This is a genomic window from Chromobacterium haemolyticum, assembly GCF_002081825.1.
GTDB lineage: Bacteria > Pseudomonadota > Gammaproteobacteria > Burkholderiales > Chromobacteriaceae > Chromobacterium > Chromobacterium fluminis.
This window is the reverse complement of sequence record NZ_MUKU01000033.1, coordinates 20,468-41,918: the sequence shown is the minus strand read 5'-3', so window position 1 is coordinate 41,918 and position 21,451 is coordinate 20,468. Positions and strand designations below refer to the sequence as shown.

Annotated in this window: 19 protein-coding genes; 9 read left to right on the top strand and 10 right to left on the bottom strand. The window is 66.7% G+C overall.

All coding sequences use genetic code 11. From position 1 onward, the window contains the following. Positions 1-260: 260 nt before the first annotated feature. Complete coding sequence (locus B0T39_RS19430; RefSeq protein ID WP_081549513.1) at positions 261-632, bottom strand: hypothetical protein; 372 nt, start codon at positions 630-632, stop codon at positions 261-263. Between the two features lie 437 nt (positions 633-1,069). Here B0T39_RS19430 and B0T39_RS19425 point away from each other — a divergent pair, with 437 nt between their 5' ends. The 3 genes from B0T39_RS19425 (at position 1,070) to B0T39_RS19415 (ending at position 3,832) form a co-directional block, all read left to right on the top strand. Then, positions 1,070-2,002, top strand: a complete 933-nt coding sequence (locus tag B0T39_RS19425; protein ID WP_081549511.1) for an alpha/beta hydrolase — start codon at positions 1,070-1,072, stop codon at positions 2,000-2,002. Positions 2,003-2,266: 264 nt separating this feature from the next. Then, the gene (locus B0T39_RS19420) at positions 2,267-3,088 is read left to right on the top strand and encodes a class I SAM-dependent methyltransferase (protein WP_081549509.1); all 822 of its coding nucleotides are present in this window, start codon (positions 2,267-2,269) and stop codon (positions 3,086-3,088) included. A gap of 309 nt (positions 3,089-3,397) precedes the next feature. Next, the gene (locus B0T39_RS19415) at positions 3,398-3,832 is read left to right on the top strand and encodes a lysozyme (protein ID WP_081549507.1); all 435 of its coding nucleotides are present in this window, start codon (positions 3,398-3,400) and stop codon (positions 3,830-3,832) included. An 89-nt stretch (positions 3,833-3,921) separates the two neighbouring features. Here the strand turns inward: B0T39_RS19415 and B0T39_RS19410 are convergent, their stop codons facing one another. The 7 genes from B0T39_RS19410 to B0T39_RS19380 all read right to left on the bottom strand — a co-directional run bounded on the left by B0T39_RS19410 (position 3,922) and on the right by B0T39_RS19380 (position 12,508). Then, entirely contained in the window at positions 3,922-5,019 is a 1,098-nt protein-coding gene (locus tag B0T39_RS19410; RefSeq protein WP_081549505.1) for an AAA family ATPase, read from the bottom strand. 49 nt (positions 5,020-5,068) lie between these two features. Next, positions 5,069-5,896, bottom strand: coding sequence for a S1/P1 nuclease (locus tag B0T39_RS19405; RefSeq protein ID WP_081549503.1), 828 nt, complete (start codon positions 5,894-5,896; stop codon positions 5,069-5,071). 188 nt (positions 5,897-6,084) lie between these two features. Beyond that, positions 6,085-6,915, bottom strand: coding sequence for a taurine dioxygenase (gene tauD, locus B0T39_RS19400; RefSeq protein WP_081549501.1), 831 nt, complete (start codon positions 6,913-6,915; stop codon positions 6,085-6,087). Positions 6,916-6,970: 55 nt separating this feature from the next. Continuing rightward, entirely contained in the window at positions 6,971-7,843 is an 873-nt protein-coding gene (tauC, locus tag B0T39_RS19395) for a taurine ABC transporter permease TauC (RefSeq protein WP_081549499.1), read from the bottom strand. Further along, on the bottom strand, positions 7,830-8,624 hold the full coding sequence (locus B0T39_RS19390; protein WP_081549552.1) for a taurine ABC transporter ATP-binding protein: 795 nt from the start codon (positions 8,622-8,624) through the stop codon (positions 7,830-7,832). Before B0T39_RS19390 ends, tauC begins: the two co-directional genes overlap by 14 nt. A gap of 16 nt (positions 8,625-8,640) precedes the next feature. Further along, positions 8,641-9,651, bottom strand: a complete 1,011-nt coding sequence (tauA, locus tag B0T39_RS19385) for a taurine ABC transporter substrate-binding protein (RefSeq protein WP_254894605.1) — start codon at positions 9,649-9,651, stop codon at positions 8,641-8,643. Positions 9,652-9,898: 247 nt separating this feature from the next. After that, the gene (locus B0T39_RS19380) at positions 9,899-12,508 is read right to left on the bottom strand and encodes a glycoside hydrolase family 15 protein (RefSeq protein ID WP_081549497.1); all 2,610 of its coding nucleotides are present in this window, start codon (positions 12,506-12,508) and stop codon (positions 9,899-9,901) included. Between the two features lie 235 nt (positions 12,509-12,743). On the opposite strand from B0T39_RS19380, the gene B0T39_RS25955 reads away from it, so the two are divergent. The 5 genes from B0T39_RS25955 to B0T39_RS19365 all read left to right on the top strand — a co-directional run bounded on the left by B0T39_RS25955 (position 12,744) and on the right by B0T39_RS19365 (position 17,613). Then, a complete protein-coding gene (locus tag B0T39_RS25955; RefSeq protein WP_217806292.1) occupies positions 12,744-13,334 on the top strand; it encodes an FAD-binding protein in 591 nt (196 codons plus the stop codon). Then, positions 13,289-13,585, top strand: a complete 297-nt coding sequence (locus tag B0T39_RS25950) for a hypothetical protein (RefSeq protein ID WP_217806291.1) — start codon at positions 13,289-13,291, stop codon at positions 13,583-13,585. The genes B0T39_RS25955 and B0T39_RS25950 overlap by 46 nt, the downstream gene beginning before the upstream one ends. Further along, entirely contained in the window at positions 13,555-14,346 is a 792-nt protein-coding gene (locus B0T39_RS25945) for a BBE domain-containing protein (RefSeq protein ID WP_217806290.1), read from the top strand. Before B0T39_RS25950 ends, B0T39_RS25945 begins: the two co-directional genes overlap by 31 nt. Before the next feature lie 177 nt (positions 14,347-14,523). Next, positions 14,524-16,476, top strand: a complete 1,953-nt coding sequence (locus B0T39_RS19370; protein ID WP_081549495.1) for a hypothetical protein — start codon at positions 14,524-14,526, stop codon at positions 16,474-16,476. A 39-nt stretch (positions 16,477-16,515) separates the two neighbouring features. Continuing rightward, positions 16,516-17,613 carry a ferritin-like domain-containing protein gene (locus B0T39_RS19365; protein WP_081549493.1) on the top strand — a complete coding sequence of 366 codons (1,098 nt, stop codon included), beginning with the start codon at positions 16,516-16,518 and terminating at the stop codon, positions 17,611-17,613. On the opposite strand, the gene B0T39_RS19360 is transcribed toward B0T39_RS19365, so the two are convergent. Next, a complete protein-coding gene (locus B0T39_RS19360) occupies positions 17,588-18,904 on the bottom strand; it encodes an ATP-binding protein (protein ID WP_081549491.1) in 1,317 nt (438 codons plus the stop codon). The two genes, B0T39_RS19365 and B0T39_RS19360, sit on opposite strands and share 26 nt — an antisense overlap. Continuing rightward, positions 18,901-19,566: a response regulator gene (locus B0T39_RS19355; RefSeq protein ID WP_081549489.1), complete on the bottom strand. Its 666-nt coding sequence runs from the start codon at positions 19,564-19,566 to the stop codon at positions 18,901-18,903. The genes B0T39_RS19360 and B0T39_RS19355 overlap by 4 nt, the downstream gene beginning before the upstream one ends. A gap of 110 nt (positions 19,567-19,676) precedes the next feature. Here B0T39_RS19355 and dsbD point away from each other — a divergent pair, with 110 nt between their 5' ends. Beyond that, positions 19,677-21,446, top strand: a complete 1,770-nt coding sequence (dsbD, locus tag B0T39_RS19350; RefSeq protein ID WP_081549487.1) for a protein-disulfide reductase DsbD — start codon at positions 19,677-19,679, stop codon at positions 21,444-21,446. The last annotated feature ends 5 nt before the right edge of the window (positions 21,447-21,451 follow it).

Sequence of the window (21,451 nt, the reverse complement as noted above, 5' to 3'; positions counted from 1 at the left end):
GCTAAAAGCCTGTTCACGACCTTTTCAGTGTTTTGACCCTGGCTTGCCGCACAGGAAACCGCCTATCCGAAGCGCCCCAAGCCTCTCCAAGACCGCCGCGTGGGTATCGCTGCGCTCCACCCACCCTACCCCTGGCCAACGACCACACGTAGGGTGGGTGGAGCCGCAGGCGATACCCACCAGCACCCGCGGTTGAGGATCACGCCAACCAAAGCGAAACAAGGCCTTGCTCGCAACACGCAACGGATCGTAAACACGTTCTAAGACGTCACCGTCTCCAGCCTCTCCATCGCCCCCTGCAAACGCTGCTGCAAAGGCTCCAGCAAGGCCCACAGCGCCTTGCCGCGCACTTGCGCGTTTTCGGTGTGACGCAGCATCAACAGCACCGCGCCCAAGGCCTCATTGCATTGACGCAGCTCTTCGGCGATATCGTCGTAATGCTCGCAGCAACGGGCTAAATGAATCAGAACGGGATCGATGGCGGAAAGCACGGTATTTTCCGAACGCAGACCTTGCAGATGTTTGACGGTCTTGATCAGACGGCTGGCCGCAGGGAGAGCGGCTGGAGATTGAGCGGCCTCCTTGGACGGAGGCGGTTTGGAAAGCAGGGACAGAACTGACAATAGAGGCATGACGGGCTCCGATCCAAAATGAGCCTGCCACCCCGCTTCCAATCAAGATGGGCAGGCATATGGCAGGGTTGGAAGACAGGCGAGTCGGAGCCAGCAGGCCAAAGGCCTCCCTGCCATAACCTGCCCTGATGGGCGCAGCTATAGCGTGGCATTGGGATGATAAGTCCCCCGACTCAATTCAGGCTTCCATTCCTGATGCCGCGCTGTATGAAACGGCACGCGGCCCATGTTGCCCACCCCGCCGGGCCTGGTCAAGCGCGGAGGGCCCGGGCGCGTTTCGGAAAACCGGCACCCCATCCCGATGACGGCACCCGCGCCAGGACATTTGGATAGCGCTTGCCAGCATCGTCGCGCCATGTTCTGCTGTGAAACCGCCGCCGCGCCGCAACCCTGATGCCGCGACGCGGTCGAAACAGGCCATAAAAGGGCTCACCGCCATGCAAACCTTCCACCTGAACGCCGACGACGGGGAAACCCTGCACGCCGCCTGCTGGCTGCCGGACGGCGCGCCGCGCGCCGTGGTGCTGATCTCCCACGGCATGAGCGAATACGCGGTGCGCTACCACCGCTTCGCCCAAACGCTGACCGCCGCCGGCTACGCGGTCTACGCCCACGACCACCGCGGCCACGGCGCCGCGCCGCGCTTGCGCGGCCATTTCGCCACCGAGAATGGCTGGGACAAGGTAGTGGCCGACGTGGACACCCTGCGCCGCCACGCCGCGGAACACCATCCCGGCCTGCCGGTGGCGCTGTTCGGCCACAGCATGGGCTCTTTCATCGCCCGCGCCTATTTCCTGCGCCACGGCGCGGCGCTGTCCGGCCTGATCCTGTCCGCCACCGGCTACCGCCAGCGGCCGCTGGCCTGGCTGCTGCGCGGCCTGGCACGGCTGGCGGCCCGCTTCGGCAGCCCGGAGCGCCCCAGCCGGCTGCTGGCGCGGCTGATCTTCGGCAGCTTCAACCTGGGCTTCCTGCCCGCCCGCACCGGCATGGATTGGCTGAGCCGCGACCCGGCGGAAGTGGACAAATACCTGGCGGACCCGCTATGCGGCTTCGACCCCTGCCCCGGCCTGTGGATAGATTTGTTCGGCGGCATCATCGCCATGGAACGCGGCGAGGCAAGCGGCGACAGCCTGCCGCGCCGCTGTCCGGTCTGGCTGCTGGCCGGCAGCCGCGACCCGGTCAGCCTGGGCAAGCTGGGCCTGGGCCAGCTGGAAATCCGCTACCGCGAAGCCGGCCTGCTGGACGTGCAAACCACGGTCTACCCCGGTGGCCGCCACGAAATGCTGAACGAAACCAACCGCGTGGAAGTGGAGCAGGACATGCTGCGCTGGTTGGAGCGGATTAGCGTGCAGCCGGTCAGTACAGGCTGAGAACCTGTTCATAGTCTGCTGCGCGTCGGCGATACGGCGTTGAAAACACCTTCGAAATGCTCATGTACCACGCGTACATTCCGCTTTCTCAGCCGTTTTCGCCTTGTCTCGCCTTAGCTCGCGAGACTTTGAACAGGCTCTACGCCTGAGAATGTCCGCCGCGCTTCGGCGGGACAGTTAGACAGGAGCATTGAAACCAGCTCCCAAGCGCGCCGCCGCGAATTGGACTAAAATCCGGCGATTCGTTTTTCGCAGGAGGCCGCCATGAGCCTGATTCCCGAGATCAAACCGCAGCAATCGCTGGAACTGCTCAAAGAGCTGCACATCCTGACCCGCGACGGCAAGATCAACCAGGACACCCGCCGCAAGCTGAAACAGGTTTACCACCTGTACCAGTTCATCGAGCCGCTAATGGCCGACGTGCTGGCGGAAAAAGGCGAGATGAGCCTGGCCGACCACGGCGCCGGCAAATCCTATCTGGGCTTCATCCTTTACGACCTGTTCCTGAAGGACAAGGCCGCCGGCAGCGTCTACGGCATCGAAACCCGGCCGGAACTGGTCAGCCGCTCGCAAGAGCTGGCCGCTCGCCTCGGCTTCGAACGCATGGGCTTTTTGAACCTGAGCGTGGAGCAGTCGATCACCTCGGAGCAATTGCCGGAGCAGGTGGACATCATCACCGCGCTGCACGCCTGCAACACCGCCACCGACGACGCCATCCGCTTCGCGCTGGCCAAGAACGCGCGCTACATCGTGCTGGTGCCCTGCTGCCAGGCGGAAGTGGCCGGCGTGCTGCGCCAGAAGAAAAACCAGAGCTTCGGCATGACTCCGCTGTCCGAGATGTGGCGCCACCCCATCCACACCCGCGAGTTCGGCAGCCATCTGACCAATGTGCTGCGCTGCCTGCAGCTGGAAGCGCGCGGCTATCAGCTCACCGTCACCGAGCTGGTGGGCTGGGAGCACTCGATGAAGAACGAGTTGATCATCGCCAAGTACACCGGCCAGCGCAAAAACAGCGCGCGCGAACGCCAGGAGGCGATTCTGAAAGAGCTGAACCTGGAAGACCTGCGCGAGCGCTTCGTATACTAAAAACCGCGTCAAAGTGCGCTGCGTTCCGCGACGCCATCTCCCGATGGGATTCCCGCGTGGGTATCGCTACGCTCCACCCACCCTGCCTATAACGAGCAATCACTCCTAGGGTGGGGGAGCCGCAAAAATACCCCTCTCCCGCCACTGACGCCTGTCGCCTCGGCCCGTTTCCGGGCCCTGAGCATAATGGGGACGACGCACCCGGACCGCTCCGCGCGGCCGGTCCCGCCCCCGCCCGCTTCTCCTCCTGCCTCAGATTCTTTCGAGCGTCTCTCCGCGTCCGCCGGGGGCCCTTCCCAGGAGCCCGACATGAATATCAGCGCCAACGGCGTCAAATTGATCCAGCAATTCGAAGGCCTGCGCCTCAAGGCCTACCAGGACGCGGTGGGCGTCTGGACCATAGGCTACGGCCACACCGGTCCGGACGTGACGCCGGGCCTGGTCATCACCCAGGCCCAGGCCGACGCGCTGCTGGCGCGCGATTTGAGCCGCTTCGAAACCGGCGTCACCCGGCTGGCGGCGGTGCCGTTGCACCAGAACCAGTTCGACGCGCTGGTCAGCTTCAGCTACAACCTGGGCCTGGGCTCGCTGCAGAACTCCACCCTGCTGCGCCTGCTCAATCAGCGCGACTACGCCGGCGCCGCCGCCCAGTTTCCGCGCTGGAACAAGGCCGGCGGCAAGGTCTTGCCCGGCCTCACCCGGCGCCGCGCGGCGGAGCAGGCGCTGTTTCTGCAACCGGTCTGAGCGAGTGGTCTGAGTGATGAAAAAAGCCCAAGCGGATGCTTGGGCTTTTTGCACTCGGCGCGCAGCCTGAAACACACCTCAACCCCAACTCAATCCTCATCCGCCAGCACCGTCTCGCCATCGCGCTGCGTCAGCGTGAAACGACGCAGCGGCCGGTGGAGCGCGATCAGCTCCGCCAAGCGCGGCGAATGGCTGGTCACCCACAGCTGGCTGTGGCGGCCGGCCTCGGCGATCAGCCGCGCCAAGGCCGGCAGCAAGTCCGGGTGCAGGCTGTTTTCCGGCTCGTTCAAGGCCATGAAAGCCGGCGGACGCGGGCTGAGCAAGGCCACCGCCAGGCATAGGAAACGCAAGGTGCCGTCGGACAATTCGGCCGCCTCCAGCGGCCGTAGAATGCCGTCGCGCTGCATCAGCATCTGGAAACGACCATGCAGCGCTTCCACCTGAAAGCCACTGTCCGGAAACGCGTCGGCCAGCACGCTGCGCAGCAGCTCGACATCGCCGATCTCCACGATGGTCTGGAAGGCGGCCGCCAGGTTGCCGCCGTCGTGCGCCAGCACCGGCGAGCGGATGCCCACTTGCGGCGCGCGCGGCGGCGAGCCGGGCCACACCGCGAACTCATGGTAGAAACGCCAGCGCCGCAGCGTCTCCCGCACTTGCGACACCTCGGGATAGAGATGCGGTTCCGACAACTGGCCGAACACCGACTCCTCAGCCTGCAGGCCCAATGGATAGGTGGTCCTGACCCCGTCCACGCTGGTGAGAAAGGCGCTCTGATTGCGCCGCTCCAACACCTGGGCCGATGGGCGGCGGCCCTGGCCGGCCAGCCACAACGTCTCCTCCTTCACCAATGGGTCCAGCGAGAACAGGCTGCGGCTGGGTTCGGGGTAGCCCAGCTGCAATTCGTAGTCGTAATCGGCCAGCCGCGCCGCCAGCGCCATGCGCTTGGGCTCGCCCTTGCGGTCCCCGCGGCGCAGGCCGCCGGCCCACATCGCCTTCTGGATGCCGCCTTCTTCCGCCAGCGCAGCGGACAGGCGGCCGCAGGCGGCCTCGTGCAGCAGGCGCACCGCTTTGTAGAGGTTGGATTTGCCGCAGCCGTTGGGCCCGACGACGACGTTGAGCGGCTCCAGCTCCAGCCGCAGCTGACGGATGGAACGGAAACCCTTGAGGCTGAGCTCGTGAATGGACATGGCGGCTCCGGTGACGACGGAGCCGCCATTCTAGCGCGGACGCGCCGTTTTACTGCAGCGCCTGGTTGATCACCATGGCGATGCGCGCGCCGGCCTTGGCCAACTGCTGTTTGACCAGCTGAGCGCCGGCTGTCTGGTAGGTGCGGTCCAGATAGGCCACGTCGCTGGGCGCGCTGCCACAGCTGAAGTTGGACAGCGGGCCGTACACTTCGCTGCGCGCGTACTGGTTGGATTCCTTGATCCAGTCATTGACCTGCCCGCTCTGCCAACCGGCGATATTGCGCGCGTAGTACTTGAGGTCCTGCGCCGCCCAGCTCTGCTCGTTGGCGCCGTTCAGCGCCTGCTGCACCAACGCGGTGTCCCACACCGAATGCAAATTGCTGACCTTGCTGCTGCCGGCCAGGCGCACGCGGACGTCGTTGCCGCCGCGGTCGTGGTTGTCGGCCGCGTGCAGCGGCTGGTGGATGTCGCCGATCATGTGCAGCAAGAAGGTCAGCGCCTGGGCGCGGGCGGACTTGCTCGCGGTTTTGTCGGCCAGCACCTTGCTGTAGCGCCCGATCTGATTGGACGCGCAGTTGCCGCTGGGACAATCGTCCTCTTCCACGCCGTCGCACACCGGTTCGTCGTTGTAATGCCATTGATCCGAGCCCGGCAGCTGCTGTTTCAATTCCTGCTTGTGCTGGTCCATGTACAAGGCCAGCTGGGCGAAGTCCGCGTTGGGGATCAATTGATTGACCGCGGCCTTGGCTTGAGGGCTCAGCAATTGCTGGGCGATGTAACCGGTGATGCGGTGGCCTTCCTGACCCCAGGCCACCGCTTGAGCGCTGGGCAGCGCGAAGGCGGCGGACAATAACAGGGCGAGCGTAAATTTCTTCATGACGGTTTCTCTTGTGATTGTGATATGCCGAGACGGGCGCGCCGCCCGCCGTTTTTATGGCGAACGGATATTACCCGAAAATCGTTAAATTAAGATGCCAATATCATTTCATTTGAAGATATACGCTGTACGACCCCGTAAAAAACCCGGCAATGCCGGGTTTCCTTTTCCCGCTCATTCCGCCGCGCTCAACGCGGCCGGTCGCCCAGGATAGTGGCGCGGTGCATCACTCGCCGCTGCGGCAGGTAATCCGCCACCGCGTAATGTTGGGTTACGCGGTTGTCCCAGAACGCCAGGTCGTTTTCCTTCCAGCGCCAGCGCACGGTGAATTCCGGCCGCGCGGCGTGGGCGAACAACAGCGCCAGCAAGGCATCGCTCTCGCGCGGCGCCAGTTCCAGGATGCGGGTTGTGAAGCCTTCGTTGACGAACAGGCCCTTGCGGCCGGTGACCGGATGGGTGCGCACCACCGGGTGCACCACCGGCGGATGGTCGCGGCTGGCCTGTTGCCAGCGCGCGTATTGCGGCGTGTCCTTGAAGCGGCTTTCCGGGAAGGAGTGAATAAAGCTGTGCTCGGCGCTGAGGCCGTCCAGCAGCGCGCGCAAGGCCGGCGACAGCGCTTCGTAAGCGGCGCTGTTGCTGCTCCACAGCGTGTCGCCGCCCACGTCCGGCAGCTGCCGCGCCGCCAGCACCGCGCCCAACGGCGGGGTGGCGATGAAGGTGACATCGGTATGCCAGTTGTCGTTGTCCGGCAGGTTGTCAACATGGGTATCCAGCACGATGATCTCCGGCTGCTCCGCCACCGTCGGGTAGACCGGATGCAGGTGCAGATCGCCGAAACGGGCGGCGAAGTCGCGCTGCTGGCGCGGCGTCAGCGGCTGGTTCTCGAAGAACAGCACCTGGTGACGCAGCAGCGCCGCCTCGATCGCGTCGCGCTCGGCGCCGGACAGCGGCGCGCTCAGATCGACGCCGGAAACGATGGCCCCCAGGGCCGGGCTGATGGCTTGCAATTGCAGGCTCATGAATGTGCTCCTTATCCGCGCGGCGGATTCAATACCAAGAAAAACGAAAACCAGATCAGAAACGCTCAGGCGCGGCCCAGCCGGCGAAGCGCCGCTCCACCCAGCGCAGCCCCAATTCCAGCGCCAGCGCGATCCAGGCGATGATCAGGATGCCGGCGATCACCGCGTCGGTGACCAGGAACTGGGCGGCGGACTGCACCATGAAACCCAGGCCGCGGGTGGCGGCCACCAGCTCCGCCGCCACCAGGGTGGACCAGCCCACGCCCAGGCCGATGCGCAGCCCGGTCAGAATCTCCGGCAGCGCGCTGGGCAACACCACCAGCCGCAGCAGCTGGCCGCGGCTGGCGCCCAGCGAGCGCGCCGCCTGCAGCCGCGCCGGGTCCGCGCGACGCACGCCGGCGGCGGTGGCGATGGCCAGCGGCGCGAAGATGGCGAGATAGATCAGCAGCACCTTGCTGGCCTCGCCAATGCCGAACCAGATCACGATCAGGGGCAGATAGGCCAGGGGCGGCACCGGCCGGTAGAACTCGATCAGCGGGTCCAGCGCAGCATGCGCGCGCCGGCTCAGGCCCATCAGCATGCCCAGCGGCACCGCGGTAGCCGCGGCCAGCACTAGCGCCAGGCCCACCCGGCCCAGGCTGGCGGCGGCGTGACGCCACAGGCTGGCGTCCATGAAGCCGTTGACGGCCAGGTCCGCCAGCCGCGCCGCCACCTGGGCCGGGTCGGGCAGGAACAACGGCGACACCAAGCCGCCGGCGCTGGCCGCCCACCACAGCAGCAGCAGGCCGCCCACGGACAGCGCGCTGGGCCAGCGCCGACGCCAGGCGGCGAAGCGGCCGGAGAGCGGTGCGGGGGCATGGGCCGGCGGCGGCGCGCTCAGCTCGGCCTGCGCGGACGGGCCCAATTCAGTCAGTTCAAGCGGCGGCATGGTCGGCCTCCTCGGCGCGGAAAATCCAGTCCAGCAAATGCTCGCGCATGGCGATGAAGGCGGGATCGGCCTTGATCGAGCGCGCCGATTCGCCGGCGGCGTAGCGGTGGGCGAAACCCAGTTTCTGCCGCAGCGCGATGCGGCCGGGGCGCGGCGTCAGCACCAAGAGCTCGGTGCCGAGGAACAGCGCTTCCTCGATGCTGTGGGTGATCAGGAAGATGCCCTTGCCGCTGCGCTGCCACAGGCTGAGGATCAGCGACTGCATCTTTTCCCGGGTCAGCGCGTCCAGAGCGCCCAAGGGCTCGTCCAGCAGCAGGAAGTCGGGATCGGCCGCCAGCGCGCGCGCCAGGCCCAGGCGCTGGCGCATGCCGCCGGACATCTGGCTGAGCGCGTGGCCGGCGAAGGCTTCCAGCCCCACCCAGCCCAGCATGCGGCGCGCCTCGCTTCGCCGCTGCTCGCGCGGCATCCCGCGCAGGCGCAGGCCGAAGGCCACATTGTCCTCGGCGTTGAGCCAGGGCATCAGCGCGTCGTCTTGGAACACCACGCCGCGATCCGCGCCCGGCCCGCGCACCGGCCGGCCATTGGCCAGCACCCGGCCCTGGCTGGGCGTCTGGAAGCCGGCCATCAGCCCCAGCAAGGTGGACTTGCCGCAGCCGGACGGCCCCAGGGCCACCACGATCTCGCCGGAACGCAGCTCCAGCGACACCCGGTCCAGCGCCTGCACCGGGCCGGACGGGCCGGCGTAGCTGACGCCGGCGTTTTCCACGATCAAGCTCGCCATCGCGGCCTCCTCGCGCTCAGCGCGGCTGCGCCAGCCGCACGAAGCGCGGCTCGACATAGGCTTGATAATCCGGCAGCACCGCTTCCACCTTCTTCTGTTCCTTCAGGAACAAGGCGGTGTCGCGCAGCGCCTTGGCGGTGCCGCCGCCCAGCAAGCGCGGCGACAGCTGCTCCTGCGCCAGCGGGAAGCGGCTGCCGGCCAGCAGGCCGGGAATCTGCGCCGGATCGGCCCCGGTCAGCCGCGCGATCTTGGCCACCTGCGGCGAGCCGGCGCTCCAGGCCGCCGGCTTGGCGCGGTAATCGGCGAAGGCCTGCAAAGTCACCTTGGCGAAGGCGGCCAGCGCCTGCGGCTGAGCGGCGGCGAAATCCTTGCGCGCCACCCAGGCCTCGAAGGTGGGCGCGCCCCATTGCCCCACTTGTTCGGAATTGACCAGCACCGAGCCGGTTTTCAGCGCCTGGCTCAAGGCAGGGTCCCAGACATAGGCGGCGTCGATGTCGCCGCGCTGCCAGGCGGCGCTGATCTCGGACGGGCGCAGATTGACGATGGACAGCTTGGCCGGGTCCAGCTTCCAGTGCTTGAGCGCGGCCAGCAGGCTGTAATGGGTGGTGGAGACATAGGGCACCGCCACCTTTTTGCCGATCAGGTCCTGCGGGGTCTTGATGCCGCTGCCCTTGCGCGCCACCAGCGCTTCGGAATTGCCGATCTCGGCGACGATCAGAAAGGTCTGGATCGGCAGTTGGCGGGTGGCGGCGGCGCTGAGCGGGCTGGAGCCCAGATCGGCGATATGCACGTCGCCGGAAGCCAGCGCGGCGAGCACTTCCGCGCCGCTCTCGAACTTGCGCCACTGCAGCGGCCGGCCGATGGCTTTTTCATACAAGCCGTCGGCCTGGGCCACTTTGGAAGGATCGACTCCGGTCTGGTAACCAATGACGATGGGCGCCTCGGCGGCGTTTGCCGCCAAGACAACGAGAGAGAGGCTGGCGAAGCTGAGCGCCAGCAGGGAACGGCGGGAGATGAACATGGACATGGCGAGTTCCTGAACAAGGGGGACTCAGCACACTATAAAAGCCATGTTTAATATCAAAAAGTAATTAAATTTGCTTTCAATATTCCAAATAAATCAATAGCGTATTGGAGCCTGTTCAAAGTCTCGCGAGCAAGAGCGAGACAAGGCGAAAACGAGCGAAAAAGCGGAATGTACAAGTGGTACATGAGCATTTTGAGCTGGTTTTCAACGCCGTATCGCCGCAGCGCAGCAGGCTTTGAACAGGCTCTTACCAGTTCACCTGATCATTCAACGTCAACCCGCCGGCCGGCGCCTGCAACACGCGGTTGCCGGCGCGCTGCTCCCAGCTCACGCTGCCGTCGGCGTTCTTGCGGTAGTACTTGTACTCGATGCGCTGGCCAGCCGGCAGATTGACCCGGGTCTTCCACAGCGGGTAGGCCGCCGCGTCCGCCGGCAGGCCCAGATCGGTGTTCCAATTGCCCAATGCGCGGGCCGCGCCGGTTACATACAGCTGCTGCCCCCAGCTGGTCTCGGCGGCGGCCTGGATCTCCACCGTCGCCTCACCGGCCTTGGGTTCAACGCGGCAGGCGTAGTAACGCGCGCAGGCGGCTTCCGGCAGATCGACGACGCGGCCGGCGCGGATGGAAGCCAGCAGGCTGATGTATTCGCCCATCGCCCAACTCAGCGGCGCGATCGAGCGGGTGGGCGTGCCGGCGCGGTTGCCGGCCGGCGTCTCCACCGCCCAGCCGTCCGGCAGCACCGCGCTGTGCGGCCACACCTGCTCCGGCAGCATGCCCTCCGGCGTGGCCAGCTGTTTCAAGGCGGCCAGATACGGCTGGCCGGCCGCGCCGCCGCCCTGGCGCGCAATTTCATAGATGCCGCGCTCCGCGGTGAAGATGGGCCACAGCCGGCCCACGCCGCTGCCGGCGAAATCACCGCCGTCGTTGCGCTCGCCATAACCGTCGAAGTTGTAGCGGAACCAGGCGTTGACCGGCAAAGCCGGCACGCCGGGCAGTTCCAGCCGCTGGCCCAGCACCGCGTCGTAAATGCCCAGCGTGGCGAGCACAGCCGGATCGTCGGCGCGCTTCACCCCCATGCGCACCAGTTCCAGGAAACCGCCGTCCACCACCCGGCGCGCGTCGCGGCTGCCGCCGCCGTTTTTCACTTCCAGCGTCTGCGGCGTGTCCGGGCCCAACGCCGGCGCCTGGCCGGCACGGCTGGCCCCGCCGGCGCGCGCGGACGGATTGAGGCGCAGATAATAGCGGCCGTCGCCAAAGCAGCCGCTGCGGGAGAAGGTCCAGGCGTCCACATTCTGCTGCCAGTAATCGGCGGCGGACAGATAGCGCGCCGCGCTGGCGTCGTCGCCGTTGGCGCGGGCGATGTCGGCGGCGGCGGCCAGCCCGGCGATCTGCGCCGCCAGCGTGGACGGCGAATAGCCGCTGTTCTCCTCCCAGCGCTCCTGATAGGTCCACGGCCCGGCGCTCAGGATGTAGTCGGCGACCAGCTTGATGCGCGGCCACAGCGGCGAGTACACCGCCGGTCCCTGCCGCCAGGCCAGCAGGATGGGCATGGCCTGCTCGTCCATCTGGGTGCCCTGCCAATACTGCGCGCCGCTGACCCAGGCGTTTTGCGGGAAACGGCCATTGCGGCTGAAGCCGTCCGGGCAACCGGCGGCGTCGTATTCCGCCGCGCCGCAGTCGCGACGCTGCTGCAAGGTATTGAACAGATAATCCGTCACGCGCGCTGCGGTCGCGCGGTCACCGGCGGTGAGCAGGGCGTTGGCGAACTTGAACAGGTCGCGCGGCCACACCAGATGGTAGCCGCCGGCGTTGGCGTCGCCCTGGCTGGCGCCCCACGGCGTGCCCAGACCGGCCACCATCGCGCCGCTGGCCTTGTCCTGCATGGTTTTCAGCGTCATCGCCGCCAGGTAGTAGCCGTCGTCGGCGCTGCCGCCCTGATCGGACAGGCCGGCGGCGTAAGCCTGCCAGCCGGCGTCGTAGCGCCGCTGCGCCGCCTCCAGATCACCGCCCAGCGCGGCGGCGGCCGTGTCCAGGGCCTGCCCCTGGCTGGCGCCGAAGCCCAGCACCACGTCGAAGGACACGCTGGCCGCGCGCGGGTCGCCCAAATCCAGCCAGCCCATCTGCGCCACATTGCCGTTGCCGGCGGAATCGAAAGTCCAGTCCATGCGCTTGTCCGCCGCGCCGCCCAACAGATCGGTCCAGCCGTCGCTGAGGCCGACAAAGCCGTTGGACAGCATGCGGCGGCCGTTCTGCGTCTTCCACGGCAAGCTGCTCAGCAGCGCCGAGGCGCGCTGATTGCGGCTGGCCGCCAAGGCCGTGCCGCCGCCGGCTCGCTCCAGCGTGGTGGCGCTATTGCCGGCGCCGGCATTGTCCAGATAAGGCTTGAATAGCAGATAAAGCCGGAAATCGCCGACGCGGCGGCCGTCCAGCGCGTTGAAGGTGACGCGCTGGATCAGCGCGTCGCGCGCCGGATCGGTGAAGATGCGCTTGCTGATGCGCCAGTGATGGGCCGCGTTGCCGGTCTGCGCTTGCCAACTCATGCTGCGCGGATGCAGCCGCTGCACGCGGTAGTCCTGCCGCTTTTCCTCGTCGACGAAGCCGCCGCCGGCGTCGCCCACCAGGAATTGCAGATCCACCGCCGCCTGGGTGTCCACCGCCGGATAGAACACCTCGGACACCACGCCGCGATAGCCGGTGAAATACACCCGCGACGGCCCCTCCGCCGCCACGCCCACGAAAGACTTGGCCGCCGGGCCGCGCACCGGCGTCAGCCCCGGCGCGCCAAACGCCTCGCCGGCCTGCGCCGCGCCGCTCAAACTTCCCGCCAGCAGGGCCAGGCCCATCCATTGCTTGATCATGTCCGCTCGCTCCTGAGTTGGCTGGCAGCGTAGCAAAACAACATACAAATGTCATTTCATGCCAGAACAATACCTAACTGTTTCAAGCATTGAGGGCCAACAATGAAGTAATAAAACACTCAAGACCCTCCACGCTCAGCATTTGCCAGCTTTCTCCGCTTTCGTCTCGTCTATAAAACAATGTCATGAAAATCAAATTGACGCCGCCACTGCGGCCGCACAAGGAGAAAGCGCTATGGGCCTAAATGCCATCACCCCGGACGATCACCGCTACGAAACACTGAAAAAAGGTTTCAATCTTCGCTGGCCGGCAGCCGGCCAGGCCGCGGGCGGCATCATCATCTGCAGCGATGAAGCCGAAGTCGTCGCCGCGCTGCAATACGCGCTGGACCACAAGCTCAAGCCCACTATCCGCAGCGGCGGCCATTGCTACGAGGGCTTCGTCAGCAACAACCCCGGCGGCCTGATCATAGACATCGGCCAGCTCTCCGGCCTACGCCGCGACATAGCCGCGGACGGCCGGCGCTATGGCTTCCAGCTTTTGGCCGGCAATCAAAACTGGGACGGCTACGTAGGCCTGTACAAACTCACCGGCAAGACCATGCCCGGCGGCTCTTGCTACTCAGTGGGCGCCGGCGGCCACATTAGCGGCGGCGGCTACGGCCTGCTATCGCGGCTGCAGGGCCTAACCGTGGACTGGCTGAGCGCAGTGGACATTCTGCTGGCGGACGGCGGCAAGGTGCGCAAGGTACACGCCGCGTCGACAATGAGTTCGCCGACTTGCTCAAGCTGTGCAAGGGGGCCGGCGGCGGCAATGTCGGCCTGATCACCAGCTTTTACTTTGACGATTTGCCGCCGGCGCCGCAGCAGGTGGGCGTACAGCTCTTGCAATTCGACTGGAAAGCATTCCAGGACCCGGGCCGCTTCACCGACTTGCTGCAAACCTACGGCCAATACTGGCAGGAGGCGGACAACGACCCCGAAGGCTACGGCCTGTTCAGCCTGCTCAAGCTGACTCATGTCAGCGCCAAAACCTGGGCCTGGTGGTGCAATACACCGACAGGGACGGCAAGCTGAACCACACCGCGCCCTTCAACGATTTCTACCGGCGCATCAAGCAAGTGGCCTCGCCGCAGTTGCTCAACACCTATCTGCCCGGCGGCGGCCACCTGCCCCACATCCCGCATCGCTCGCCGCCCAAAAACGCCGCTCCCTTGCCGGAACACGCGCAGGCGATGGACTGGCTGTACGCCACCCAGACGCTGAATGGCTCCGGCAGCAATCAGCGCGGCAAATACAAGTCCGCTTACATGAAGCAAAACTTCTCCGCGGCAGAGTGCAAGGCCATCCACCTGCATCTGACGTCCGATCCCGACAACCAGGACCTTGCCCAGTCGCTGCTGCAATTGGATTCCTACGGCGGCGCGATCAACCACCGCAGCGCCGGCAACAACGGTTTCGACCCGGCCGACAACCAGACCGCGGTGCCGCAGCGCGCCTCGGTAATGAAGCTGCAATACCAAAGCTACTGGACCGACCCGGCCAACGACGCCATGCATGTGAACTGGATGCGGGAATTCTTCGACGCCGTCTACGCCGCGCACGGCTTCAACGGCACGCCGTATCCAAGTTCGGCGGCTTTGCCGGACTCGCCTTACCAGGGCTGCTACATCAACTACCCGGATGTGGACATGTTGAGCGGCGCGCAGCCGGACACCCCTGGCTATAGCTGGGGCGAGTTGTATTACGGCGCCTTGTATCCGGAGCTGGTGGCGATCAAGCGCAAATACGACCCGGGCAATGTGTTCAAGCACGCGATGTCGCTGGGCGCGGAGTAAGCGCTCAACGCCAGCCGGCGCGCGCAAAGCGCCGGCCTCGTCTCGCCGCGCCCGGCATCCACCTGTCCTAAAGAACATTGCCCTTATGGTCAGCGCTGCCTATACCCGCGCCATGCCTATGGAATTAAATCGCCAGCCACAGCTGTCCGCGGATTTTCCGGCCAGCAAGGAGCCAATATGAGCTATCTGCAGTTTCCCCGCCTGGCCTTTTCCGGTCAGTTCCAGGCCGACGTCTCCACCGTCAACAACGATCCGCGCCACTTCGACAACGCCACCTTCGAAGCCCGCTTCCAGGAATTCCAGCAGACCAGCGCCGCCGGCGACACCAACAACGGCTGGTGGCACCCCACCGGCACCGCCATCATGCGCTTCGCCAACTGCCAGGTGAGCAGCTTGCGCGGGCCCAGCGGCATCCTGATCACCGATCCGGCGCAGGACCCGCTGCTGTCCTGTAGCGTGGGCAACGCCATTGGCAAGCCGTCCGCCAAAATGGTGGACCTGGATCCGGACTGGCAGCTGGCCTCCAATGTCTACGGCCTGGCGGTGTCGCTGCTCAAGCCGGACGGCACGCCGCTAATGACCGCCGACTACCAGAGCAACCCCTTCCGCGATTTATGGTTCGGCCGCGGCCAGGGCAACGGCAGCGATATGGGCGCCTCGGCGATCTTCCAATCCGTGCTCACCAATATCCACTGGCATCTGGACGGCTTCGACAGCCCGCTGCTGGCTCGCCTGATCGAGCTGAGCGATCAGGACCGGCTCTCCATCCGCCTGACCACCTACGGCTACAATATGAACGCCGGCGCGCCGCTGTTCGGCTACGGCACCGTGCTCGGCGCCATCGGCCCGGCCTACGCCGGCCAGCCGCGCTCTTTCATCCTGGGCCGCCGCTTCATGCCCACCACGCAAAACAGCGTCCAGGATTCGGCAAGCGGCAACGGCATTGGCTGTTTCTCCTCCTGGCTGGACCCTGACAGCGCCAGCTTGCAAGTGGATCTCAGCAACGCGCTGCCGCTGGACGGCAATAACCAGATCGCCGCGCTGCCCGCGCTGCAATACGCCATCCTGCACAATGAATGGACCGCGCAGGACGCGGAGATAGGCCCCCGCGACTACACCCTCATCTCCGGCGTGGACACCTCGCAAACGTTGCAAGACCAGCAGGCCGGCATCCAGTCGGTGCCACTAACCGAGGAGCAACTGCGGCTGGCCAATCAGCCCTTGCCGCTGGCCATCGTCCAGCCGGTGGGCGCGGAGGGCCGCGCCACCGTCTGCGTGCGCGAAACGCTGCTGGGCAACGAGGTGCGCGCCGAAGACTTCGCCATCCGCCTGGACCCCAACCACCCGGATAAAAACCACCAGCACACCCATGTCTACGCCGCGCGCTACGGCCAGCCCCTGGCCGGCGCAGCGCTGGCCTTCTGGGCCGGCGCGCCGATGCTGGACTACAGCAACACCCCCGCGGACACCACCGTGGGCACCACCCCGCGCGCGCTGCTGCCGGTCAACAACGTGCCCAACGCCGCCATCCGCATCAGCCCGGCGGAACCGGTCACCGATCAGGCCGGCCGAGCCGCCATCACCCTGCACGGGCCGGAAAGCTTCGGCACCCCGCGTGAATACATGGACGGCCAGCTGTTCACCCTTTCCTACAATCTGGCCGGCTCCGATCCGGCGCTGCAACAACATTACGACAACCTGGCGGTGGTGGTTTTCAGCAGCTTCCCGCAGCCGGGCCAGGACATAGACCTGGACAATCCGCGCTGGGAAGACGTACAGCCCATCCTGCAGCAATACGCCAACCTCTATCCGGTGATGAGCCAGGGCCTGTTCGACTTTTCCAAGCAAGCGGTGGCGGACGCCAGCGCCTTCATCATGCGCTTCGTTTTCGACAAGCCGATGGAAGACCCGGACCAGATGCCGGTAACGCGCGACCTGTCCGCCAGCAAGCGCCGCATGCTGATCAACTACTTCCAGAACGTGATAGACCGCACAGGCAAAACCTTCGACCGCCAGTTGATGTACGGCAAGCGCTGCCCGCTGCGCCAAAGCGCGCCGCCCAGCGAAGCCGATATCGCCGCCACGCTCGCCTCCCCGTCCGCCAGCAAGCTGCGCAAGCCCCGCGGCTGATTCCGGCCCCGTCATCCTACCTTCCAAGGAAACCAAGCCATGCTGAAGATACGTCAAGAACTGATGGACGAACTGCGCCAGGCCGACAATGTGCAAGCCGTGCGGGACATGCTGGCCGGCGCGGTGCAGCTGGAGCTGTCCACCATCCCCACTTATCTAACCGCGCTGTTCTCCATCAAGCCCGGCCAAAACCAGGAAGCGCGCGCGCTGGTGCAATCGGTGGTGGTGGAGGAAATGCTGCACATGACCCTGGCCGCCAACACCTTGATCGCCATCGGCGGCAACCCCCGCGTCGTCGAAGACGGCCTGGCGCTCAATTACCCTGGGCCGCTGCCGATGTGCGTGGACACCGGCCTTATCGTCACTCTCAAGGCCTTGAGCCGGCAGCAGGCGCAGGAAGTGTTCATGGAGATAGAACGCCCGGACACCCAAGCCATCCTGCCCGGCGAAACCCAGGCCTATGTCGACAACCAGCCCGGCTTCGATTCCATCGGCCGCTTTTACCAGGCCATTCTGGAGCGGCTGCAGCACCTGGAAAACCACGGCCACGACTGCTTCGCCCAGCCTCGGCTGGACGAACAGGTGGACGTCAGCCAGTGGTTCCCGCACGAGGTGCCGGGCTGTCCGGACGGCAAGGTCTACGACATGGCCAGCGCCCGGGCGGTGATCAACACCATCGTGCGCCAGGGCGAAGGCGTGCAGGTGGAGGAAGACTGGATCAACCCCAAGGACGAGGCCGGCGGCGGCTACGCTCACTATTTCAAGTTTGGCGAAATCTACTACGGCAAGCGGCTGATCCGGGACTATTCCAGCCCCTCCGGCTGGTCCTACACCGGCGAGCCGGTGCCTCTGGACGAAACCGGGGTGTTCAACCTGCTGCCCAACGCCGCGCTTTCAGACTACCCGGCGGGCAGCGGCGCGGCCGTCAGCGGCGCCCAGTTCTACCAGGCCTACCAAAACCTGCTGGCCGCGCTGGACCGCACCTTCAACGGCGAGCCGCGGCAATTGGACGCCGCCATCGGCATCATGTACGAGCTGAAGCTGGTGGCGCAGAAAGTAATGCAGCACCCGGTCAGCAGCAGCGTGCCGGACGTGGTGGCCGCGCCGCCGTTCATGCGCCTTCATCAGTCGAGCTGAGCGCCGGCAGCGTCAGGGCGGCGCATAGTCCGCCCTCCTCGCCGGCCAGCAGTTCCAGGCGGCCGCCAAAACGCCCTGCGATCGCGGAGACGATGGACAGGCCCAGGCCGCTGCCGGCGCCGGCATGCCGCCCGCGCCAAAAGCGCTGTGCGGCCTGCTCGCGTTGAGCCGCCGTCAATCCCGGCCCCTGATCGCACACTTCAAAACGCAAACCCGCCTCGCTCAGCGCGGCCTCCAAACGCACCGGCGCGTCCGGCGGCGAATACCGCAAAGCGTTGTCCAGCAGATTGCGCAGCGCGGTGGCCGCCAGCGCCTGAGGCAAGGCCAGCGTGGCCTCCGGCAACGGGCCGCAGACAAGGCGCCGCGGCGGCGCGGGCTCCGCGTCGCGCATCGCCAGCCGCGCCACCTCGTCTATGCGGGCCGGAGGACCTTCTTCCCAATCGAAAGCCCCTTCCAAGCGCGCCAGCATCAGCAACTGCCCCAGGGTGTTCTGCAAACGCTCCGTCCCTTCGGCGGCGTGGGCCAGCGCCTGCGCCGCGTCCGGCCCCTGAGTGATGCGCGCCACTTGTAGGTGGGTCTTGATCGCCGTCAGCGGGGTGCGCAGCTCATGGGCGGCGTCGCTGGTCAAACGCCGCTCGCGTTGCAACACCTCGCCAACGCGCCGCAGCAGCTGATTCAGGCTGTCCGCCAGCGGCAACACATCGCGCGGCAAACCCTGAGTGGCCACCGGCTCCAGGGCTTCCGGCGCGCGGCGCGCCAAGGCGCGGCGCAGCCGCTCCAGCGGGCTCAAGCCCCGGCTCACGCCCAGCCACAAGGCCACCAGGCTGCCGGCCAAGGCCGCGAGGAAGGGCACGGCGGCGGCCCAACGGATATCCGTCAACATCGCCTCGCGTTCGGTCAGCCTGTCCGCCGTGGTCACCCGCAAGCCGTTGGCCACCACCGTATAGCTGCGCCAGCGCTCGCCGCTCAGGGTTTGCTCGGCATAGCCCGGCGCCGGGTCAGCGCGGGTATCCGGCGCGCCCGGCGTGCGCGCCAGCACTTCGCCACGCACGGAAACAATCTGGCACGCAATGCCGGCGCCTATGCCCTCGAAACGCGGCAAGGCGCGCGGCGGCGGCGCCGGCAATTGTTCCATCAGGCCGGCCACCATCTGCGCCGACATCGCCAGCCGCCGGTCCAGCGTTAGCCGCATCTGCCGGTCCAGATCATGCAGCGTCCAGGCCGCCACGCCGCCCCACAGCAGGCACAGCGACACCCCTATCCATAACAACAAACGCAGACGCAAGCTCATTCGCCGGCCCTGCCGTAGCGGTAGCCCAGGCCGCGCACCGTCTCCACCACCGCCGGCCCCAGCTTGCGTCGCAAATGGTGGATATGCACGTTCAGGGCGTTGCTTTCGATTTCCTCGCTGTAATCATAGAGCCGGTCCTTTAGCTGCTCGGCGCTGAGAATCCGCTCCCGCGCCTGCATCAAGGCCGCCAACAGCGCCAGTTCGCGGCGCGCCAGCGCCACCGGCCGGCCGTGCAGCCAGACTTCGCCGCGCACCGGGTCCAGCCGCAGCGGACCGTCCTCGATCACATCCACGCAACGGCCGGCGGCGCGCCGGCGCAAAGCGTGCAGCCTCGCCACCAGTTCGTCCAGATCAAAGGGCTTGAGCAGATAATCGTCCGCGCCGGCGCGCAGGCCGGCCACCCGGTCTTCCACCGCGTCGCGCGCGGTCAACACCAGCACCGGCAGCGCCACGCCGCGCGCGCGCAAGCGCGCCAGCAAACGCATGCCGTCCTCGTCCGGCAGCCCCAGGTCCAAAATCATCAAATCGGCGTCCAGCGTCGCCAGCGCCGCCTCGGCCTGGGCCGCGCTGCCCACCGCGTCCACCGTCAGGCCGTGAGCGCGCAGCCCGGCGACGATGCCCAGCGCGATCAACTCGTTGTCTTCCACCAATAACACCCGCATTTCCTGCCTCCTTGTCGCCGCCAGCTTGCCGGCAACGGATTATCCCATTGTTAACGGCGGCTTAATCCCCGGCGCCCAGGCTGTGCGCATTCATCGCCATGGAGACCGCAATGCCGCTCATTTTCCGCAGCCTGTTGCTGCTGCTTTTTCTCTGGATGCCCGCCGCCCAGGCGCAAACCGATTTTCTGCCGCCGGAACAGGCCTTCCGCCTCAGCGTCAGCGAGTTGGGCGACGGCCAGGTCCGCCTGCGCTGGGACATCCGCGACGGCTATTACCTGTATCGCAAGAACATCAAGATCGCGGCCGAACCCGTCGGCAGCGTCCCGCCGCCGGCGATGCCTGCCGGCAAAACCATCCATGATGAATTCTTTGGCGAATCGGAGGTGTATTACCAGCGGCTGGAGCTGCTGGTGCAGGCCGGCCAGGCGCGCCGCCTCACGCTGAGCTGGCAAGGCTGCGCCGAAGCCGGGCTGTGCTATCCGCCGCAGCATCGCACCGTTGAACTATCCGGTAGCGGCAAAGCCGTGAAAACCGCCGCCGCTGGGTTGGTAAGCGCAGCCCCCGCCGCGCCGGCCTTGGGCGAAGACCAGGCGCTGGCGGCGCGGCTGGCGCAATCCGGCGCGGGCTGGGTCTTGCTGGCCTTCTTCGGCCTGGGCCTGCTGATGACCTTCACCCCCTGCGTGCTGCCCATGGTGCCCATTCTCAGCAGCTTGATCGTGGGCAGCGGCGCCACGCCGCGACGCGGCCTGGTCCTGGCGCTGGCCTTTGTGCTGCCGATGGCGCTGACCTACGCGGCGCTGGGCGCGCTGGCCGCCAGCATGGGCGCCAATCTGCAGGCCGCGCTGCAAACGCCGTGGGCGCTGGGCCTGTTCGCCGCGCTCTTCGTCCTGCTGGCGCTGGCCATGTTCGGCGTTTACGAGCTGCAATTGCCGACGGTATTGCGCGACCGGCTGGCCGCCGCCAGCCAGCGCCAGCGCGGCGGCACCCTGGGCGGCTCGGCGGCGATGGGCGTGCTGTCCGCCTTGCTGGTGGGCCCCTGCATGACCGCGCCGCTGGCCGGCGCCCTGCTCTACATCAGCGACAGCGGCGACGTGCTCAAAGGCGGCCTGGCCTTGCTCTCCATGGGCCTGGGCATGGGCGTGCCGCTCTTGCTGGTGGGCGTGCTGGGCGCCAAGCTGCTGCCGCGTCCCGGCCTGTGGATGAATCGGGTCAAAGCGGTGTTCGGCTTTCTGCTGCTGGGCATGGCGATCTGGTTCCTCGGCCGCGTGCTGCCCCCGGCGGCCAGCCTGGCCTTGTGGGGCGCGTGGCTGTTCGCCGTCGCCATAGGCCTGCTGACGCTGAGCCGGCCCTGGCGCGCCAGCCCCGGCCAATGGACGCTGCGCGGCGCAGCGGCGCTGCTGGGCTTGTGGGCGGCGGCGATGCTGATCGGCGCGGCCGCCGGGCAAAGCGATCCGCTGCGGCCGCTCGCCTTCGTCTCCTCCGCGGCCACGCCCGCCGCCGGCATGGAACAACTCGGCTTCGTCACCGTGCGCGACGTCCGCTCTCTGCAACAGGGTCTGGACGAGGCCGCGCGCCAAGGCCGGTGGGCGCTGGTGGACTACTACGCCGACTGGTGCGTAGCCTGCAAGGAAATCGAGCACAAGGTGTTTGGCGATCCCCTCGTGCGACAAGCGCTGGCCGGCATGACGCTGCTGCGGCCCGACGTGACCGAATCCGGCCCGGACAGCGCCGCGCTGCTGGCCTCGCGCCAAGTGATAGGCCCGCCCACGCTGCTGTTGATCGGCCCGGACGGCCAGGAGCGCCGCGCTCAACGCATCGTCGGTGCGCTTAGTCCAGACGCCTTCCTAGATCGCCTAAACCAGGCGCGGCAGGCCCGCTGAGCTCA

Excerpts from the sequence above, each read along its gene's own strand:
- B0T39_RS19430 (WP_081549513.1), bottom strand. The coding sequence starts at position 632 with ATGCCTCTATTGTCAGTTCTGTCCCTGCTTTCCAAACCGCCTCCGTCC.
- B0T39_RS19425 (WP_081549511.1), top strand. The coding sequence starts at position 1,070 with ATGCAAACCTTCCACCTGAACGCCGACGACGGGGAAACCCTGCACGCC.
- B0T39_RS19420 (WP_081549509.1), top strand. The coding sequence starts at position 2,267 with ATGAGCCTGATTCCCGAGATCAAACCGCAGCAATCGCTGGAACTGCTC.
- B0T39_RS19415 (WP_081549507.1), top strand. The coding sequence starts at position 3,398 with ATGAATATCAGCGCCAACGGCGTCAAATTGATCCAGCAATTCGAAGGC.
- B0T39_RS19410 (WP_081549505.1), bottom strand. The coding sequence starts at position 5,019 with ATGTCCATTCACGAGCTCAGCCTCAAGGGTTTCCGTTCCATCCGTCAG.
- B0T39_RS19405 (WP_081549503.1), bottom strand. The coding sequence starts at position 5,896 with ATGAAGAAATTTACGCTCGCCCTGTTATTGTCCGCCGCCTTCGCGCTG.
- tauD (WP_081549501.1), bottom strand. The coding sequence starts at position 6,915 with ATGAGCCTGCAATTGCAAGCCATCAGCCCGGCCCTGGGGGCCATCGTT.
- tauC (WP_081549499.1), bottom strand. The coding sequence starts at position 7,843 with ATGCCGCCGCTTGAACTGACTGAATTGGGCCCGTCCGCGCAGGCCGAG.
- B0T39_RS19390 (WP_081549552.1), bottom strand. The coding sequence starts at position 8,624 with ATGGCGAGCTTGATCGTGGAAAACGCCGGCGTCAGCTACGCCGGCCCG.
- tauA (WP_254894605.1), bottom strand. The coding sequence starts at position 9,651 with ATGTCCATGTTCATCTCCCGCCGTTCCCTGCTGGCGCTCAGCTTCGCC.
- B0T39_RS19380 (WP_081549497.1), bottom strand. The coding sequence starts at position 12,508 with ATGATCAAGCAATGGATGGGCCTGGCCCTGCTGGCGGGAAGTTTGAGC.
- B0T39_RS25955 (WP_217806292.1), top strand. The coding sequence starts at position 12,744 with ATGGGCCTAAATGCCATCACCCCGGACGATCACCGCTACGAAACACTG.
- B0T39_RS19370 (WP_081549495.1), top strand. The coding sequence starts at position 14,524 with ATGAGCTATCTGCAGTTTCCCCGCCTGGCCTTTTCCGGTCAGTTCCAG.
- B0T39_RS19365 (WP_081549493.1), top strand. The coding sequence starts at position 16,516 with ATGCTGAAGATACGTCAAGAACTGATGGACGAACTGCGCCAGGCCGAC.
- B0T39_RS19360 (WP_081549491.1), bottom strand. The coding sequence starts at position 18,904 with ATGAGCTTGCGTCTGCGTTTGTTGTTATGGATAGGGGTGTCGCTGTGC.
- B0T39_RS19355 (WP_081549489.1), bottom strand. The coding sequence starts at position 19,566 with ATGCGGGTGTTATTGGTGGAAGACAACGAGTTGATCGCGCTGGGCATC.
- dsbD (WP_081549487.1), top strand. The coding sequence starts at position 19,677 with ATGCCGCTCATTTTCCGCAGCCTGTTGCTGCTGCTTTTTCTCTGGATG.